The 16,807-nt window shown below is 45.6% G+C and carries 15 protein-coding genes and 1 pseudogene; 6 read left to right on the forward strand and 10 right to left on the reverse strand.

What is annotated here, in order from left to right; all coding sequences use genetic code 11:
• Positions 1-220: 220 nt before the first annotated feature.
• The 4 genes from CFK45_RS17920 to CFK45_RS17935 form a co-directional block, all read right to left on the reverse strand.
• Complete coding sequence (locus CFK45_RS17920; protein WP_096087828.1) at positions 221-838, reverse strand: Hsp20/alpha crystallin family protein; 618 nt, start codon at positions 836-838, stop codon at positions 221-223.
• Between the two features lie 76 nt (positions 839-914).
• Positions 915-1,394, reverse strand: coding sequence for an Hsp20 family protein (locus CFK45_RS17925; RefSeq protein WP_096087829.1), 480 nt, complete (start codon positions 1,392-1,394; stop codon positions 915-917).
• Positions 1,395-1,615: 221 nt separating this feature from the next.
• Positions 1,616-3,247 (reverse strand): chaperonin GroEL, encoded by a 1,632-nt coding sequence (gene groL, locus CFK45_RS17930; RefSeq protein WP_096087830.1) that lies wholly within the window; start codon positions 3,245-3,247, stop codon positions 1,616-1,618.
• Complete coding sequence (locus tag CFK45_RS17935) at positions 3,244-3,558, reverse strand: co-chaperone GroES (RefSeq protein WP_096087831.1); 315 nt, start codon at positions 3,556-3,558, stop codon at positions 3,244-3,246. Before CFK45_RS17935 ends, groL begins: the two co-directional genes overlap by 4 nt.
• Before the next feature lie 131 nt (positions 3,559-3,689).
• Between CFK45_RS17935 and CFK45_RS17940 the strand changes: the two genes are divergently transcribed.
• A complete protein-coding gene (locus tag CFK45_RS17940) occupies positions 3,690-4,286 on the forward strand; it encodes a hypothetical protein (protein ID WP_096087832.1) in 597 nt (198 codons plus the stop codon).
• 53 nt (positions 4,287-4,339) lie between these two features.
• Here the strand turns inward: CFK45_RS17940 and CFK45_RS17945 are convergent, their stop codons facing one another.
• From CFK45_RS17945 to CFK45_RS17955, 3 genes are read right to left on the reverse strand one after another with little or no spacing between them, the layout of a single operon-like run.
• Positions 4,340-5,299 (reverse strand): DUF4340 domain-containing protein, encoded by a 960-nt coding sequence (locus CFK45_RS17945; RefSeq protein ID WP_096087833.1) that lies wholly within the window; start codon positions 5,297-5,299, stop codon positions 4,340-4,342.
• Positions 5,300-5,311: 12 nt separating this feature from the next.
• The gene (locus CFK45_RS17950; RefSeq protein WP_096087834.1) at positions 5,312-8,221 is read right to left on the reverse strand and encodes a Gldg family protein; all 2,910 of its coding nucleotides are present in this window, start codon (positions 8,219-8,221) and stop codon (positions 5,312-5,314) included.
• Positions 8,211-9,167: an ABC transporter ATP-binding protein gene (locus CFK45_RS17955; RefSeq protein WP_096087835.1), complete on the reverse strand. Its 957-nt coding sequence runs from the start codon at positions 9,165-9,167 to the stop codon at positions 8,211-8,213. The genes CFK45_RS17950 and CFK45_RS17955 overlap by 11 nt, the downstream gene beginning before the upstream one ends.
• A 409-nt stretch (positions 9,168-9,576) precedes the next feature.
• Between CFK45_RS17955 and CFK45_RS18650 the strand changes: the two genes are divergently transcribed.
• The 3 genes and pseudogenes from CFK45_RS18650 to CFK45_RS18845 all read left to right on the forward strand — a co-directional run bounded on the left by CFK45_RS18650 (position 9,577) and on the right by CFK45_RS18845 (position 13,056).
• Positions 9,577-10,200 carry a hypothetical protein gene (locus CFK45_RS18650; RefSeq protein WP_204378510.1) on the forward strand — a complete coding sequence of 208 codons (624 nt, stop codon included), beginning with the start codon at positions 9,577-9,579 and terminating at the stop codon, positions 10,198-10,200.
• Positions 10,201-10,215: 15 nt separating this feature from the next.
• Positions 10,216-11,058 (forward strand): annotated as a pseudogene (locus CFK45_RS18840) (TM0106 family RecB-like putative nuclease); the annotation flags it as partial.
• 285 nt (positions 11,059-11,343) lie between these two features.
• Entirely contained in the window at positions 11,344-13,056 is a 1,713-nt protein-coding gene (locus CFK45_RS18845) for a DEAD/DEAH box helicase (RefSeq protein WP_349677404.1), read from the forward strand.
• On the opposite strand, the gene CFK45_RS17970 is transcribed toward CFK45_RS18845, so the two are convergent.
• The 3 genes from CFK45_RS17970 to CFK45_RS17980 form a co-directional block, all read right to left on the reverse strand.
• A complete protein-coding gene (locus CFK45_RS17970; RefSeq protein ID WP_096087837.1) occupies positions 13,043-13,258 on the reverse strand; it encodes a helix-turn-helix transcriptional regulator in 216 nt (71 codons plus the stop codon). The genes CFK45_RS18845 and CFK45_RS17970 overlap by 14 nt on opposite strands.
• 362 nt (positions 13,259-13,620) lie before the next feature.
• Positions 13,621-14,496, reverse strand: coding sequence for a nucleotidyl transferase AbiEii/AbiGii toxin family protein (locus CFK45_RS17975; RefSeq protein WP_096087838.1), 876 nt, complete (start codon positions 14,494-14,496; stop codon positions 13,621-13,623).
• Positions 14,493-15,575, reverse strand: coding sequence for a type IV toxin-antitoxin system AbiEi family antitoxin (locus CFK45_RS17980; RefSeq protein WP_096087839.1), 1,083 nt, complete (start codon positions 15,573-15,575; stop codon positions 14,493-14,495). Before CFK45_RS17980 ends, CFK45_RS17975 begins: the two co-directional genes overlap by 4 nt.
• Before the next feature lie 506 nt (positions 15,576-16,081).
• Here CFK45_RS17980 and CFK45_RS17990 point away from each other — a divergent pair.
• Positions 16,082-16,234 carry a hypothetical protein gene (locus CFK45_RS17990; protein WP_204378512.1) on the forward strand — a complete coding sequence of 51 codons (153 nt, stop codon included), beginning with the start codon at positions 16,082-16,084 and terminating at the stop codon, positions 16,232-16,234.
• Positions 16,235-16,493: 259 nt separating this feature from the next.
• Positions 16,494-16,807, forward strand: a 314-nt coding sequence (locus CFK45_RS17995; protein WP_204378513.1) for a transposase, incomplete at its 3' end; no start/stop codon positions are given.

The raw sequence follows: 16,807 nt of genomic DNA on the forward strand, positions 1-16,807 counted from the left end.
TTTTTTATCAACAAACCGAGTCGGCTCGTGTAGCATGACTCAAATAAAACTGCCTCCGATAAAGTCGGTACGATTCACAGCTTGTGCCTGCCCGAATATAAGCATAATTAGTAAAAAGAATGGGGCAATTATTTTTTGCTTCATGGCACCTTTCCTCTGTATTTGTTTTAACCTGAAATAGGGAGACGGACTGCGCCGCCCTTAACATTTGCCTTTAAAGTTACGATGAAATAGAAATACGTTTTACATCGTCCTTAGGCAATGCTTTACGTGGAATTTGAATAACCAATAATCCGTTTTTCATATTGGCTGAAATCTCATTCCTGTCAGCATCTTCAGGTAATGACAAAGTACGTTGAAAAGATCCAACACTGCGCTCTACTCGATAGTACTGCTTATCTTTACTTTCGTTTTTTTTCCCCTTCTGTCCTTTAACAACCAACGTGTTGCCATTCAGTTCAATTTGAATGTCGTCTTCTGACAATCCAGGCAGATCGATCGATACCTCATACTCTTTTTCACTGCCTGACACATCCAGCTTCGCCCTATAGTCACCCAAGATTGAATGATCAAACAGGCTGGTATTGAACATCGATGTTGGCCGCGCAAATCTTGAGCCTGAGGGCATGCCAAATGAGCGCCAAACATCATCAAACAGACGGTCCATTTCGTTATGCAATTGCATTAAAGAACCCACTGCCTGATTCTGCGGGGTGGAAAGTTGCTTACTCTCTGATGAACTTTCACCAAGAGCATTGTTTTTTGATACTGGAATTTGGTGAGTAGCATCATCTTCATGCTTAAACCAATTCCAAGGTTTTAATTTTTCAATGTCCATGGAACACCTCCAAATCTCAGGATGAATACTTTAAAGTTAAACTGAGGAGTGCACAGAGGTGCACCCCTCAAAAGTGCTAGGCGGCTTTGTCGCCTTTGGTACTTTTCTCTTCAGCTTTATGCTCCAATACATTGCCATCTTGATTAATAGCAATGGATTTTGGCTTCATCGCTTCCGGAATTTCTTTCAGCAGGCTAATAGTCAACAAGCCATTAGAAAGATCAGCACCAGTAACTTCAATGTAATCGGCAAGGTTGAACTTGCGTTCAAACGTGCGATTGGCAATGCCTTGATAGAGGTAGGTACGCTCTTCTTTTGCGTGTTTGTCACCTCGTACGGTCAGCACACCTTTTTCAACCTGAATATCCAGTTCCTCTTGAGAAAATCCAGCAACCGCCAAGGTAATGGCATAGCGATTTTCATCAAGTGCCTCGATATTGTAAGGAGGGTATCCACTGGTAGTGGATTCTGTTGTTAACGCATGGTTGATCAGTGATCCTAAACGATCAAAACCAACACTGCTGCGGTAGAGTGGAGTAAGGTCAATTGCGTTCATGGTATATCCTCCGTTAGAAGCAATATAAAATAAAAACAATCAATGGTGAGTGGCCTCCGAAGGACAACCTCTCACGTAGCCTTATTTAGGGTCAGAGATTTAGTTTTCAACCGTTTTTTTTAAAATAATTTTTATTTTCTTGCCAGCTTATAAAAACGGGGAGTTATAAAAATTTGGGGAGCATTGCTCCCCAAATATGATACTTATAGCAGAGATATTAATTAACCCCAGCCACTTGCATCCGGCATTGCTGGCACCTCCTTATCCTCTTTAGGCGCATCAGTAACCATAACCTCTGTGGTCAGCATCAGCCCAGCGATAGAGCACGCATTTTGCAGCGCTGAGCGGGTCACTTTGGCCGGGTCGATAATGCCCATTTCCAGCATATCGCCGTAGTTGCCCGATTGCGCGTTGTAACCAAAGGCGCCTTTCTCATTTCGTACCTTCTCTAGCACAACACTGGCCTCAACACCTGCGTTGTTTACGATCTGGCGGAAAGGCTCTTCCATGGCACGAAGTGCGATACGAGCACCTACGTTCTGGTCTTCATTCGCGAGTTTCAGATCTTTGGCTTTAACGGCTTCTGCAACACGGATAAGGCTTACGCCACCACCAGGAACGATACCTTCTTCCACGGCAGCACGGGTTGCATGGAAGGCATCATCTACGAGGTCTTTTTTCTCCTTCATTTCAACCTCGGTGGCCGCACCAACTTTAATCACCGCAACACCGCCAGCCAGTTTGGCCACTCGCTCCTGGAGCTTTTCCCGGTCATAGTCTGAAGTGGTATTTTCTATTTCAGCTTTGATCTGCGACACCCGCGCGTCGATAGACTTCGCATCACCTGCGCCATCTACAACAGTCGTTGCGTCTTTGGCGATTATGATGCGCTTTGCGCTTCCAAGTTGATCTAATTCCACGCCCTCAAGCGACAAACCAACTTCTTCGCTAATTACAGCGGCGCCAGTCAAAATAGCGAGATCTTCCAGCATAGCCTTACGACGATCTCCAAAGCCTGGCGCTTTAACTGCGGCCACTTTGAGAATACCGCGCAACTGGTTCACTACCAGAGTAGAAAGCGCCTCACCCTCAATATCTTCGGCAATTAACATTAAAGGTCGGCTGTCTTTCGCGACTTTTTCCAGCAGTGGTAACAAATCACGGATATTGCTGATCTTTTTGTCAAAGAGCAGGATATAAGGGTTATCTAACTCAACCTGCATTTTTTCCTGATTGTTGATGAAATAGGGCGACAGGTATCCTCTATCAAACTGCATACCTTCAACGACTTCCAGTTCGTTTTCGAGTGACTTACCTTCTTCAACGGTGATGACACCATCCTTACCCACTCTATCCATCGCCTCAGCAAGGATGTCGCCGATATCCTGGTTCCAGTTCGCGGAGACTGTAGCCACCTGGCCAATGGATTTATTGTCATCACAGGGTTTGGCTAGATCATGAAGCTCTGACGTAGCCGATTTTACTACCGCATCAATGCCTCTCTTGAGATCCATTGGGTTCATGCCTGCGGCAATAGCTTTGTGACCTTCACGCACCAACGCTTGTGCCAAGACCGTTGCGGTTGTCGTACCGTCACCAGCAATGTCAGCTGTTTTAGATGACACCTCTTTAACCATTTGAGCGCCCATATTCTGGAACTTATCAGACAACTCAATCTCTTTTGCGACAGATACACCGTCTTTTGTCACTCTGGGTGCACCAAAGCTCTTATCTAAGACCACATTGCGGCCTTTAGGCCCAAGGGTTGCTTTCACGGCATCGGCCAGAACATTCACCCCGGTCAACATGCGCTCACGCGCATCATCTGAAAAGATTACCGCTTTTGCACTCATGCTGCTTTCTCCTCTACATGCTCTTCTTCGACAACGGCAAGAATGTCAGACTCTTTCATGATCAATAACTCCTCACCATCAACCTTTACTTGGGAACCGGCATATTGCCCAAAGAGAATACGATCACCTTTTTTCACCAAAAGCGCTCGAAGCTCTCCTGAATCACCAGCCTCACCATCTCCAACGGCTACCACCTCTCCCTGAGTAGGCTTTTCGGCCGACTTATCAGGGATGATGATGCCACCTTTGGTAGTTGTCTCTGCCTCTAATCGGCGCACAACCACACGATCGTAAAGAGGTTTCAAAGTCATAAATTTCCTCCTAAAATGATTGATAACCTAAGACAATAAATGTCAGGAAGAACCTTCCCGAAACTGTAATTAGGGATTCTTAAATTGGATTCAAGAGGTCAAATGAAAAAATTTTAAATTGAGGTAAACCAATGATTCTGAAAGATAAAAGCATAAGCCAAACAAACCTTAAGGAGTATTTTTACGACGGGATTAACCGAGAATCAAAAGATTTGGCACCCCCTTTATCAGAAGAAGCACTTCACTACCTAGCTCAGCTTCTGATCCACTTTAGCCAAAGCAAGCATTTATTTCAGATAGAAAACGATACTCTTTCACTGCCAACACTTGCTCTGTTATACGAGGAAGCTTATAAGGCAAAAACTGTAGGCCAGAGAAACGCCGTACTTAAACAATTGGGAGACAGTTCTTTGTTTATAGGGGCACTATTTTTTGAGAATTTTGCAAAAAAAGGTGTTAATAAAGACTATTTTATTGGCATGGGCGGCGGAGCCTATAACAGTTTGGGCAATTTAAATTATGCAGGAAACAATATTTTTAACGAACTTGCCAATAGCTTCCCAAAGTTATTGCAGATAGTTGCCAATGTTTGCGCTGTTGAACTTAGCTACAAAGCAGAAGATATTTTTTCTTTGCTGGAAAGATGGCAGCAATCAAAGGATTCCACATTACAAAAACAACTCCATTCCATAGGTATCGTGCCATTCGAGTTAAATCAACGACACTGAATTTTGGGTATTTATAGAAAAGGAGGGGGCTTAAAATCGCCCCCTTTTACTAATTATTTCTTCTCTTCTTTTTCCTCTGTTGCAACCGCAACATTATCGGCATCACTTTTCACTGCGACATCATCAATCGTTATTTCGGTAGTTAATGATTCCAGATTAGGTTTGGTTAAGCGCTCGTACTCGTACTTGCTTAAAGTAAATGTCTGATCGAACCCCGTTCGTTTGACATAGTACTTCTCCTCGTCCTCCATAAGGAAAATAGAGTAGCTTGAACCATTATCCACTTGGATTTCGGTCTGTTTATCCTCTGTGAATTCTGGAGCACTATTCGCCACCTCCAATATTTTGAAAGCACCAACTGCCTTAACCAGGTTATCCACATTATCGGCATTAATCTCTCTACCGTCTTGAACAGGATCAATAAGCCACGACTCGCCTTCCCTGGATAAGGTATAACCTTTACCCTTGATTTTGGTAACAGACTTAACCGTCAATAAAGACTTATCAAGCCACTCTTTCGTTGTGGCTGGTGCATCGTAAGTATTAAATTCCAATGCATAAACCTCATCCTGACCGTCGACACGAACATGAGATTTTTTAAACCCTGGTGAAGTGCCAACATAAAGTTCAGCCAAGGCTTTATCACCCTGATACAGTGATATTTTTCTACGCACTTTCTTTTCGCTGACTTCAAAGCGCTCGTGGCTTGACGATGTCGTTGTAACAGGCCAGGCAGTTTGCAGTCCTTTAAGCTTTTCCAGTAAGAGGTCAAGCTTATCCTCTGCCACAGGTAAACCCGTATCGCTGAGCTGCCACTCCTCACCTTTTTTTGACAAAACGACGTCACTATCGCCATCACTGACAATCAATTTGTCGAGCTGAGCGGATTCATAGCTCATCAATGGCTCTGAGGTAAAGTTACCTGAACGATCCCCCTCCCATAAAAATAGGGATAAAGCGACAACCAACTGCAGCACCAATACGCCAGCCAATAAAGGAATTTTTTTCTTCATGTCTTATCCTCCTTAAGCAGCCAAAAGTTCTAAATGTTGTTTATTCCTCGCAGCACGTTTGCGCTTCTCCCAAAGCGCGACGAGGACAATGGCCAATACCGCCAGCGCGTAATTCAAGTACTCCCAAAACATTTGGGCCGACTGCTCCATCGGCGGCAAGGTTCGATTGAAATGACCTCGTGAACGAATGCTTAGCAAGCCTTCGTCTTCAAGAGACCAATCGACAGCATTCGCTATCATTTGTACCGTGTTAACATACTCTGTTTGCTGCGCACTACCCAACATCTGAATAATCTGATCACTCAAAAACTCATTGGATGAAAATACGATGATACGGGCAGATTCTGGTGATCGTTCAATGACACTGTCAATCTGAAGCTGCTGATCTTTGTCATCAGATGTATCGCTTGCTTCTAACTCCGATTCTGTTTCATCACCTTCTTGTGGTTTTTCGATCAAAGGCGAAGCCTTGTCCTTATAGAAAGAATCGAATCGTCCCTGGGTAACCGCCGCAAGGAGATGACTAGCTTGATCACCTTCTGGTGAAAATGCACTCACACCTTGTTGGCTTACCTTCGGCATGACATCCACGGAATCCGACAGCCAGGCATTTTCCGAGCTACTCAACAGCTTGGTCACCTGGCGTGACTTATTAACTTCTTCGTCAATCACAATCGGGGATGACCAGGCCATCGTCACTTGAGGCATCTCAGAGGTGATTAAGTTTTCCTGGTTTAGGCCATCACCACGAACATCGGCGAAATAGGGGTAATCGAGCATTCTCAACTCTTGCAGCCTGAAACCGCCCACATTACGCGTAACCGGAACGGGGAATGCAGAGTTTTGCGGATCCAGCACCAGAGATTCTTCGATAGTAACACCGTGATGCTTCAACCAAGGCTCAAGCCCGCTACTCTGCTTCTGTACGCTTAAATTGCGATTAGAAAGATTGGCAGAGTAAGGCGACGTTGCCGCAATGACCGTACCGCCTTTCATCAAGAATTGATCAACCGCAAAGAGCTGCTTGTCATCAAGATTTTTGGGGGCTGCCAACAACAATATATCGGCCTCACCTGAAACCATTCCGTCACTGAGATCTTCCTGTACCACATTGAGCTCAGCGCCTAGAAAGCTTTCCAGTTGCGAATAGCGAGCACCCGCACCAGCGTAGGGATTGGAGTAGTCTGGTTTCGGCGTAACTAGGGCGACTGTTTTGGTAAAACCTGATGCGAATCGTTTAATACCGGCATCCATATTTCGCTCAAATTCGCCTTTGCTCAGATCACCCAATGGCAGCTGAACAATTTGATCATTGCCTTGCAGCGTTAAATAAAAATAGAATTGCTCATTACTAAATAGGCTGGTCGCCATAGGTTTAAAGCCGTAATTCTCTGCAATTTCTTTAGCTACTTTTCCTCCGTCTGCTTCTGGCTCAACAAAAGTAACCTTTAAGCGGCCAGATGACTGCGCTTGGAGTTCCTCCGCAATCGCCTTAATATCACCTTTAAAGGTTCGTAGTTGTTCAGGTAATTTTTCATCTGCTGAAACATAAGCAGTTAATGCCAAGTCGGTTTTAACGGTATCAAAAAGATTTCCACCGGCCTGATAGGCTCGCAGCACTTTCTTTATTGCCCGAGTCAAATCATGCTCAGGATTTCTCAGTTGAACATCAATGTCAGATTCGCTACGCGCCTGAACTTCAATAAGATCTCTAAAACCTAACACTTGGTGCTCATCACCATATTGGACTAGCACGTTAAAATAGGAGCTGACAATGGAGGACTGATAACGGTCAGCAACCTGAAAGGGTACTGGCTGTATGCCGTACTTTTGATTGGCCTCTTCTTCTAGCTCGGGAGAACTTAAAGGATCGATAAACTCAACCCGCACTTTTCCTTTACCAGAAACCTCATACTCTTTAATCAAGTCGCGCATTTGTGGTACCAGTGGCGCCAGCAATGGATGCGTTTTTCCACTGAAATACCCACGAACCAGAAGCGGTTCTTGCAACTGGTTTAAGTAACCTTCTGTCGCCTCAGAAATGGAATACTGATTGCCGCGAGTCACATCCATACGAATACTATCAAATTTAGATAGCCACAGGTTGGCAGCGAAGGCATTCGCCACAATCAGCAGAGTAAAAATCTGCCAATAATGATGATGGTCACGTTGCTCCTCACGCACCCAACGCTCTTTTTCAAGCGACAGAATATTGAGTGCAAGAAAAGCAATAATCAAACTGACATAGTAATAAATATCACGAAAATCAATCACACCTCGTGTAATTGATTCAAATCTCGACCCAGTCCCTAATAACCTCAGCCAATCCCCTATCTGATTACCAAAAAAATTAGTTACTGCCGATGAACCAATCAAATAAAATAGGCCAGCCAAAACCGACGCACTAATTAGACTTACAATCTGGTTGTCGCTGCGGGAAGAGACAAAAAGACCAATACTTAGATAAGCCGCCCCCATGAAAAGCGTAGCTATATAACCTGACCACACAGGCCCCCAATCAAGCTCCCCGATAAATGCGACTGTCATAGGCAGGGGCAATGTGATAAGCAATGCCACCCCTAACAAAAACAAACAGCCTAAGAACTTACCCAAAACAAAATGCCAAAGTGGTACAGACTGGGTAAGCACAAATTCCAGTGTGCCATTGCGTCGCTCCTCACTCCACAACCTCATAGTCAAAGTGGCGGAAAGGAAAATTAGAAGTACCGGCATCCACTCAAATAGAGGCCGCACATCAGCAATATTTCTGGAAAAAAATGATTCACCCCAGAAAAACACAAATAACGTTACAGCAGCAAATGTTGCCAAGAATAGATAAGCAATAGGTGAGGCAAAGAACAGGGATATTTCTTTTTCCGCAATACGCTTAATCGTAATGCTAGAATCAATATTATGCTGCATTGCAAACCTCCTCGATATCAAACTTTCCTTCATTGACCTCTTTAAATAAAGTTTCTAAATCTCTTAGTTCAGGCTGCAGAAGAAATAGCGAGGCCTTTTGCGCTAAAACGGCCTGAGAAATTAACGCCGCCAATTCCCTCTGGTTTGAATCAGCATTAAATTTTATCCGATATCTGTTAACGCCTTCCTCTGCATTGAGCTTCTCAACATTCTCTACACCAGGAATAGCTGAAACAGACTGAATCCCAGGCGCACCTAAAGATGTCTCCAATAGCAAATGATTACTTTGGCGTAATGTCTCGAGTTGTGCATCCAGTGCAAGCTTTCCGCCATGAAGCATCAATACACGCGAACACAATGCCTCCACCTCTTGCATAATGTGAGTTGATAAAATGACCGTTGCATCTTTGGCCACTTCTTTAATCAATTCACGCATGTGCTGGGTTTGCTCTGGGTCTAAGCCATTAGTTGGCTCATCCAATATAAGCAGTTTTGGTCGACCTAAAATAGCCTGGGCAACACCAACCCGCTGCTTAAAACCGCGTGAAAGCGTTGAAATCGGTGCGAGTAACTTGGCAGAAATATCGGTTGCCTTGATGACACGCTTTATCTCTGATTTCTTTAGATTATTTTTAAGGCCTTTTAGGTCAGCAGCAAAATCTAAATAGTCTGCCACTGTCATCTCTGGATATACTGGCAGGCTTTCAGGCAAATATCCCAAGTGACTTTGCACTTCTTTTGGGTTCAAATCTAAATTGACGTCGTCAACTATTACCGAGCCCGTACTGGATTCGAGGTATCCGCTGATCATTTTCATGATCGTAGTTTTACCGGCACCGTTGTGGCCGAGCAGACCGACAATCTCACCCTTTCCAATGGTGAAACTCACTTTATCTACGGCTAAAAAACTACCGTACTTTCTGGATAACTGGCTAACTTCCAGCATGCATCCCTCCTGTTTATTTAAAAGAGTAATTTAAGAAAAATGCAGGCTACCCTGCTATTTGGTGGTCAAATGCAGGTCAATTTGGAGGGGGACGCGCGTTCTTTAGGCGTCCATCAACCGATAAAAACATTGTCATATTCTCCTGTAGCTGGGATTATTCCCAAAACAAAGCTGTCAGCGATTAACTGGGAAATAGATGGGGATAAGACGAAAAAGTTCAAGGTCTGTTGTAAGAACATGCGCAAAATTAGTATTTACTTACCTGAATACCCATGTGTATCAATGGAGCAGACCACAGTGCACTCTATCGGCGCCTATATCTTCATTCTGTTCATAAAAATAATCCTCAATAGCCATGTATAAACAACACGGACAGTTCCACTTCTCCCCCTCAGACCCGACTAGGTACATGGAGAGCCCATTTGCCTCTTGGATGGACAGGTTTTCCATTGAGCATCCTGATCAGGCGCCAGAAAAAGACCCAGCCGATGCTTTGATGAGTTCCTTCGCGCAAAAGGGCTATGAGCATGAGGATGCGTTGGAGGCAGCCTTTATTGAGCAAGGCCTCAATGTAGTTAAAATCGAAGGTGAATCGTCAGATGAAAAGCACGCCAATACGCTTACAGCGATGCGCCAAGGCGCTGATGTCATTGTACAAGCCCGATTAGAGCTACCACCTTTTGGTGGCTATGCAGACTTTCTGATTAAGGTAAGGCGTGAAGCAGAGTCTAGCTCTCCTTCTAAAAACAAGAGCAATCTCGGTGATTGGCATTACGAAGTATGGGACACCAAACTCGCCAACAAGTTGAAGCCGACCTTTGTCATCCAGCTGTGTTGTTATGCGCAAATGCTCGAATCCATACAGGGGTGCCTGCCAGAGTTTATAACGGTAGCTTTAGGCAATGGCGAAAATGAGCGACTCAGAACGAGTGACTATTTTTATTATTATCAAACTCTGAAAGCATCATTCTTACACGATCACAGTAACTACTCGCCAGACAATCGACCAGACCCTGCCGATTCTAAAAATTAGGCCGATTGGAGTAAATACGCTGAATCTCTAATGATTGAAAAAGACCACTTATTTCAGGTGGCGACTATCACCAAAGGCCAAATCAAAAAGCTGAATCAAGCAGGCATCAATACGATGCAAGAACTAGCGACGACCGACATCGAGTATGTGCCAGGCATTAATACGATAGCTCTAGAGAAACTTAAAGCTCAAGCAAAAATCCAAAAGCAAAGTGCTGGCAATGCCATTCCGCGATTCGAAATCATTACGCCTGCGTCCAATGAAAAATCAGGTTTAGCATTGCTCCCGCCACACTCACCGCTAGATGTGTTCTTCGATATAGAAGGCTATCCACTTGATGAAGGCGGCTTGGAGTACCTTTGGGGCAACACGTATTTTGATGAAGAAGGAAATCGACAATTTAAAGACTTCTGGGCTCACAATCCGGAACAGGAAAAACAGTGCTTCCAGGATTTTATTCAATGGGTATACCAGCGTTGGCAGCAAGACCCAAAGATGCATATATACCATTACGCCAATTATGAAATCGCAGCCTGCCGCAAGTTGATGGGCCGTTACGGCGTGTGCGAATACGAAGTAGACCAGTTGCTTCGCAATGAGGTTTTTGTTGACCTCTACAAAATCGTTAAAGGCGGCGTTCTTCTGGGTGAGCCTAGGTATTCAATCAAGAATGTAGAGCACCTTTATCGTGGAAAGCGTGAGACTGAAGTTGGCAATGGCGGTGACTCGGTTGTGGTCTATGAGCAATGGCGAGAACTACACTCACGAGGAGAACAAGGCGACACCTGGGAAACTTCCAAAATTCTGAACGACATCAGGGATTACAACATCGATGATTGCGACTCAACCCAGGAACTGGTCGATTGGTTGCGACAACAGCAAGCCGAGCATGGCATCGTTTATTTAGGTAAAACCCCTTCTAATAAAGACACTGGCACCGAACCCGATGTCAAAGAGGAAGTAACAGAACGAACGCAGCTACGTGATCGTCTGCTTGAGCGGGTTTTATCTGAGCTTGAGCCCGACCCAAGAAAAGCGGCATTGACTGAAAACCTTGCATGGGTGCTCGAGTTTCATCGACGAGAAGCGAAACCCATATTCTGGCGTTTATTTGAAAGACTTGGCTTAAGTCACATTGAATTGATGGACGACCTAGATTGTTTGGCCTGTTGCGAAAGAACAGAGCGTGAACCATTTAAGCCTACGCCAAGAGCGCGTAATCTTGCTTATGAATATCGATTTGATCCCACGCAGGAATTTAAAGGCGCGCAAAAACAATTCTATTTACTGGGTGTTGAAACGGATGACGGAAATACCGCAAAAGTTACCTTTGTCCGAGAGGAAAGCGATCTTGAAAATGGCCTGGTGGTGCTGCAATCGAAAGAGGAGCCACCAGCGGTCGTATCCTTAGTGCCAGACGAATACGTCAATCCAAATCCAATTCCACAAGCCATCGACCAGAGCGTTAGTGAATATGAAAGTGGGCAACTAAGTTCAGGTCAATCAGCCATCATTGATTTCCTGACACGCTCTAAACCCCGCATAAAGGGTCACGCCGAAGGGCCTATTGCACCCAGTCACGATCCGGGTGAACGACTCCAACAAATCATTCATGCGATCCGCAACCTGGATTGTAGCTATCTAACAATCCAAGGACCTCCCGGTGCTGGTAAGTCCTATACCGGTAAGCATGTTATCGCAGAGCTTATGAAGTCCGGAGCAAAAGTGGGGATTGCCAGTAATAGCCATAAGGCGATCAACAACCTGTTATTGAGTACAGCAAAATACTGCAAAGAGGAAGGTATCTCAGCCACCTTCGGATGCACCAAAGACAATGAGCCTGAGCTGGCTGACTATGACGTTGCCATCCTAAAGAACAACGAGCTGGTCAATCATATTCAACCAGCTTGCGTGGTGGGTACAACAGCATGGGGATTCGCTCGAGAAGATTTAGCGAACGAACTCGACTACCTGTTTGTCGATGAAGCAGGCCAAGTTGCCGTTGCAAACCTGATCGCCATGAGCCGTAGCGCGACCAACCTTATTTTGATGGGTGACCAAATGCAGCTAGGTCAGCCCTCACAGGGCACACACCCGGCCGACAGCGGGCTTTCTGTACTGGACTACCTCTTACACGAAACACCGACCATTCCAGACGACATGGGCGTATTTTTGAGCACAACATATCGCATGCACTCTAAGGTCAACCAGTTCATCAGCGAGCATATTTACGAGGGAAAACTGGAGTCACACCCGTCTAACGATAAACGAATTATCGATGTACCTTCAGACTATGAAGGGCCGCTTAATATTGAAGCCGGAGTTTTATTCGTTCCGGTAGAGCATGAAGGCAATACACAAGCCTCTGATGAGGAAGTGGCTGTCATCCGGGATCTTGCCAATAGTTTGATTGGAAGGACCTTCTTTACGGGTAAAGAGCATACTGGAAAGTCATCCCCAGACGCCGCTCCTGCGGATCCATCCGCTCGCGGCATTAGTGCATCCATGCACGTCACTCGACCCATCGACTGGAACGACATCTTGTTTGTCGCCCCGTATAACCATCAAGTCAGTAAACTTCGCGCTGCGCTAGGGGAGCAAGCCAAAGTGGGCAGTGTCGACAAGTTCCAAGGCCAAGAGGCCCCAATTGTGTTCTTGAGCATGTGTGCCAGCGACGCCAGTGAATCACCCCGAGGACTGGATTTCCTCTTCGATAAGCACCGCATTAATGTAGCGATATCGAGAGCACAATCACTGGCAGTAGTCGTAGGCAATCCCAATATCGGCAAAACACCGGTGAGCCGGGTTGACCAGCTCAAGTTGGTAAATCTGTTTAATGCAGTCACGAAGAGCTAATACTTTCTTTGACAGCCTCAGAAGTCGACTGCCTCAAGCAGCTGGCTTCATAGGCCTCAATATCCTTCTCCCGATACATAACTCGCCCCTGTAGTTTTAAATACCTGGGGCCAATACCTTCGGAACGCCACCGCTCTAAAGTTGCTTCACTCACGCCCCAGCGATTCGCCAGCTGCCTCTGATTCATGTGTATTACCGTCATAAAAACTCCTGTGTTGGACTATTTGGTAACCACCATGAACGCTCAAAACTACGGATCAAATCAAGCTAATTAGGGCTGGTTAGGGGCATAAATATCGATAGCTAATCGCAGGTATTTAATGGACTTGTTCGGTTGCGAGTTAGGGAACTGAACCCGCGTCCCGTCCCACCACCAATACAAAACCTCAGCCCGAAAGGGCTGGTTTTTTTTATTGGCTGAAATTCAGTGGATATGAATTGCATATGCCGCTTATTAGTCAGTGAGTCAAATAACTTAGTGCTACCGCGCGTAATATCGGCGCTGCCCCATAGCCATTTTTGCCAGACAAGGCTTGGTGAAAAAATTTTGTCTGTAATCGTTTGCTATTCGCTATTTCTCCAATGCAGTTCATTAAAACCTTTAGTAAAGGCTTCTAATAATTCTTCTGCTCGCCCTACATTCGGGGCTGCCATTTCGCTAATAAAAACGCCTATCGCTAGAGTTTCATGCTTATTATTTAATAGTGTGCTTATGGTGCTTGCTGTTAGCGCTTTTGCTATTGCGCGCGCGTCTTGGCCTAGCTGAGAAGCTGCGGCTAGCGTCAAGTCCCACTCATAGGATTCCATTAAGCTTTCATTTTTATAAAGCCCATCGCTTACGGCGGGAATCTTTTCGTAGCTTTCACACAGGTATAAAAAGTCGGCGGCGTCTTTACCGCGCTTTTCAACTTCTCTGTCTTGCCAGGCGATTAGTTTTAGCAGCGCCATACCTGCGGGCGTAGCTACGGGCACCTCTATTAAGGGCTTATCTTGAATGATCACAGCTTCGGCATTATCGAGCGCTTCTTGGAAACCTTGCACGAGCATCTCCCATTCTTGGCCGGGTGGCCACTCAATTTTGCCGGTGGCATCTTCTAAGGGGCCAAAGGGCACAATATCTAATGGAATACCTTGCGGGCTGGTTACTCGGTGCTGTTGGTCACTCTCTTTAAAGCCGCGAGCAATTAGCACTGCTTTTACTTGCTGAAAGGCATCCCAATTGGCGACCTCGATAGCAAAATCGATATCGCGGGTAGCACGTGCTATATCTGCATTGTGGCCGTAATGTAGCACCAGATCGCGTGCAGAGGCGCCAACAATTAGAAAGGGCACATCTAGTTGCTGGGTGACGTGCAAGATGGCTTGGTAGACAGCGACTGTACTGCTATCGAGCTTACCTGATATGTTGAGCGCAGGGATATTAAGCGATTTGGCCTTCATACATATTCCTCGATACCGGGGGCAATATACTGCTTATAAATCTCTATCGCTGCCTCCCTGTTTCTGCTGTCGCCAGTGGCGATAAGGTCCGCGTAAGCCAATATAGGGTGTACCAAGCCTGGCCGTTCATTATTTTGTCTGTTCAATGCCGCAGGCCAAAATGGCCGCAATACATGCACCAGGTTTCTGTGCTCCGCCGGGTTTGCTTTTTTTAGCCTTGCCCTAGCCAGCAATTTATTGCCACTTTGTTCGGGTAGATAAACTGTAATGTTTTGGGGCTTTAGATAAGTGGTGTATTTGGCTGCAGCTAACTCGCCGCCCCACCAGGCACCATATTCACCTATATCGATGCTTTCCCACCAATACGGATCTTCAGCGCTAAAATCTCCCACGAGCAGCTTCGGTTTTAGCTTTTCTGGGTAGGCTTCTACCCAGCGGTCGAGTAGTTTACGTTTATTGGCTAGCTGTCTTTGCTTTGTATTAGCGCGGCCCTTGCCTCGGCCACGCTCTGTGATAAAGCCCGCGTCTTTAAGGCCGTTCAATACCCAAGTTACGGTGCCCAGTGCAACACCGGTATGTTCGGCAATCTGTCGGTAGGTAGCCTTAACGAGTGATGGGTCGCAGAGAAAGCCAAATACAACCTTTAAACCCGTGGTGTCAAAGGCTCGGTTTGTGGCTTTTGGTGTTGTGCTGGTGGTCTCTTTATATTTGTTGCCTGTGATGTGTATGTAAACCGGGGGCCGGTTGATATAGGCATTACCGGCGGCATCGAAGTACTCGACACCTTCGGCCCTAAGCTTTTCGCCCATTTTGGGGTTTACATAGTCAGCAACAAGCAACCCTTTTTGAGGGAGGCGCCTTATTTGATCAACGAGCGCGCCTATATTACTTTGCTGCGCCCACTTTTTGACTTCTACGGCTAGCTCCTCTTTAAGGCCCGGAAACTGAAGAAAGGCGTCCACCGTGCAGTCATTGATATGGATGTGCTCTTTGGTAACCTGTAACTGCAGGCCGGTTTCTTCCTGAAAGGCTTGAATAGCCTCAGCTAGTAGTTGATGTTCGGTGATCTTCAGGCTCATGACACTTGGCCTCGACTGATAAGAATGTTTCCAGCACCCAAGCTCTGGGCGGCTCAATAGCAAGGCTGTTTTGTGCCCGACTACTGTTCACAAATATAGCCCGTTCACTATTAATGCACAAGATACAATTATGAACATACTAGATTGACACCCACAAATACTTACCCCCCAACGGACCAGGGCTCAACCAACCAAAGAGAAATAGGGAATAGGTGACTTAGCCTTCTGAGGAACCTTATAGGCGCGGACTGGGACCATGTGACAGTTGAATTGCATCCAACATTGTCCGCATCCCCGGTAGGTCACTTTTAACTGCAAATCAACAACCAAGCTCCCGCCCTTGTAGACTTGAGAGTCAACCAAATCCGCGAAAACCATAAATTGAGCGCTGACGGAGTCGAAAAAATCACGACTACCCTTCTCTACAGACGAGCGAGAATAAATGGAACAGCGTTTAACGGCTAGCGGCTCATGCCAGCGAAGTGATCCGCGAAGCACTGCGCTTTATGGATACACACGAAGATTGGATCCATGAAGTAAAATTGGCCCGCCTGCGTGAACAACTGAAAGTGGGTACTGAGCAACTAGATAAAAAAGAAGGCATTGCCATCGAATCAAAATCTGCCCTAGATTCACTGTTCGACGACATTAAAGCTTAAGCCGCATGCCTGCACATCAACTTGTTCTAGCTCCGGCCGCCAAAGCTGACTTTAAAGAATTTATCAGTATGGACTTGGGCACTCGATAATTTAGGGCCTGGCCCGGTCACTCATTTACAAGTTTTTGTCTGCTCACAATTATTCTTGCAGATTAAAACACATAAAAACTACAAAACCTGTCTTGGCGTTAGCGCACCAAGTTACCCACGAAAAGTAGACACCCTGTATAGTTATATTTGACCCTATATGGAGGTGTCATATGGCACGTAAAAAGCATCAACATTACACTGAAGAATTCCGTAAGGAAGCCGTAAAACGATCAGAGCAACCTGGTGTAACTCAAGCTGAGGTTGCGAAGGATCTTGGTATTTCTTCTCAGCAGATTTCGAACTGGAAACGACAGTTCAATCGCCTTTCTGACAAACAATTTAATTCGGTGGATGGTGTGGATTATTCTAAGCAAGAGAGCGAAGAGCTGCGCCAGCTCAAACGTGAGAACAAGCGCTTGAAAGAGGAAATGGAATTCCTAAAAAAGGTTTCTGTAGATTCAATAGGTCAACGCAACATGTATCC

Source organism: Agaribacterium haliotis (genome assembly GCF_002312815.1).
In the GTDB taxonomy this organism is placed as follows: domain Bacteria; phylum Pseudomonadota; class Gammaproteobacteria; order Pseudomonadales; family Cellvibrionaceae; genus Agaribacterium; species Agaribacterium haliotis.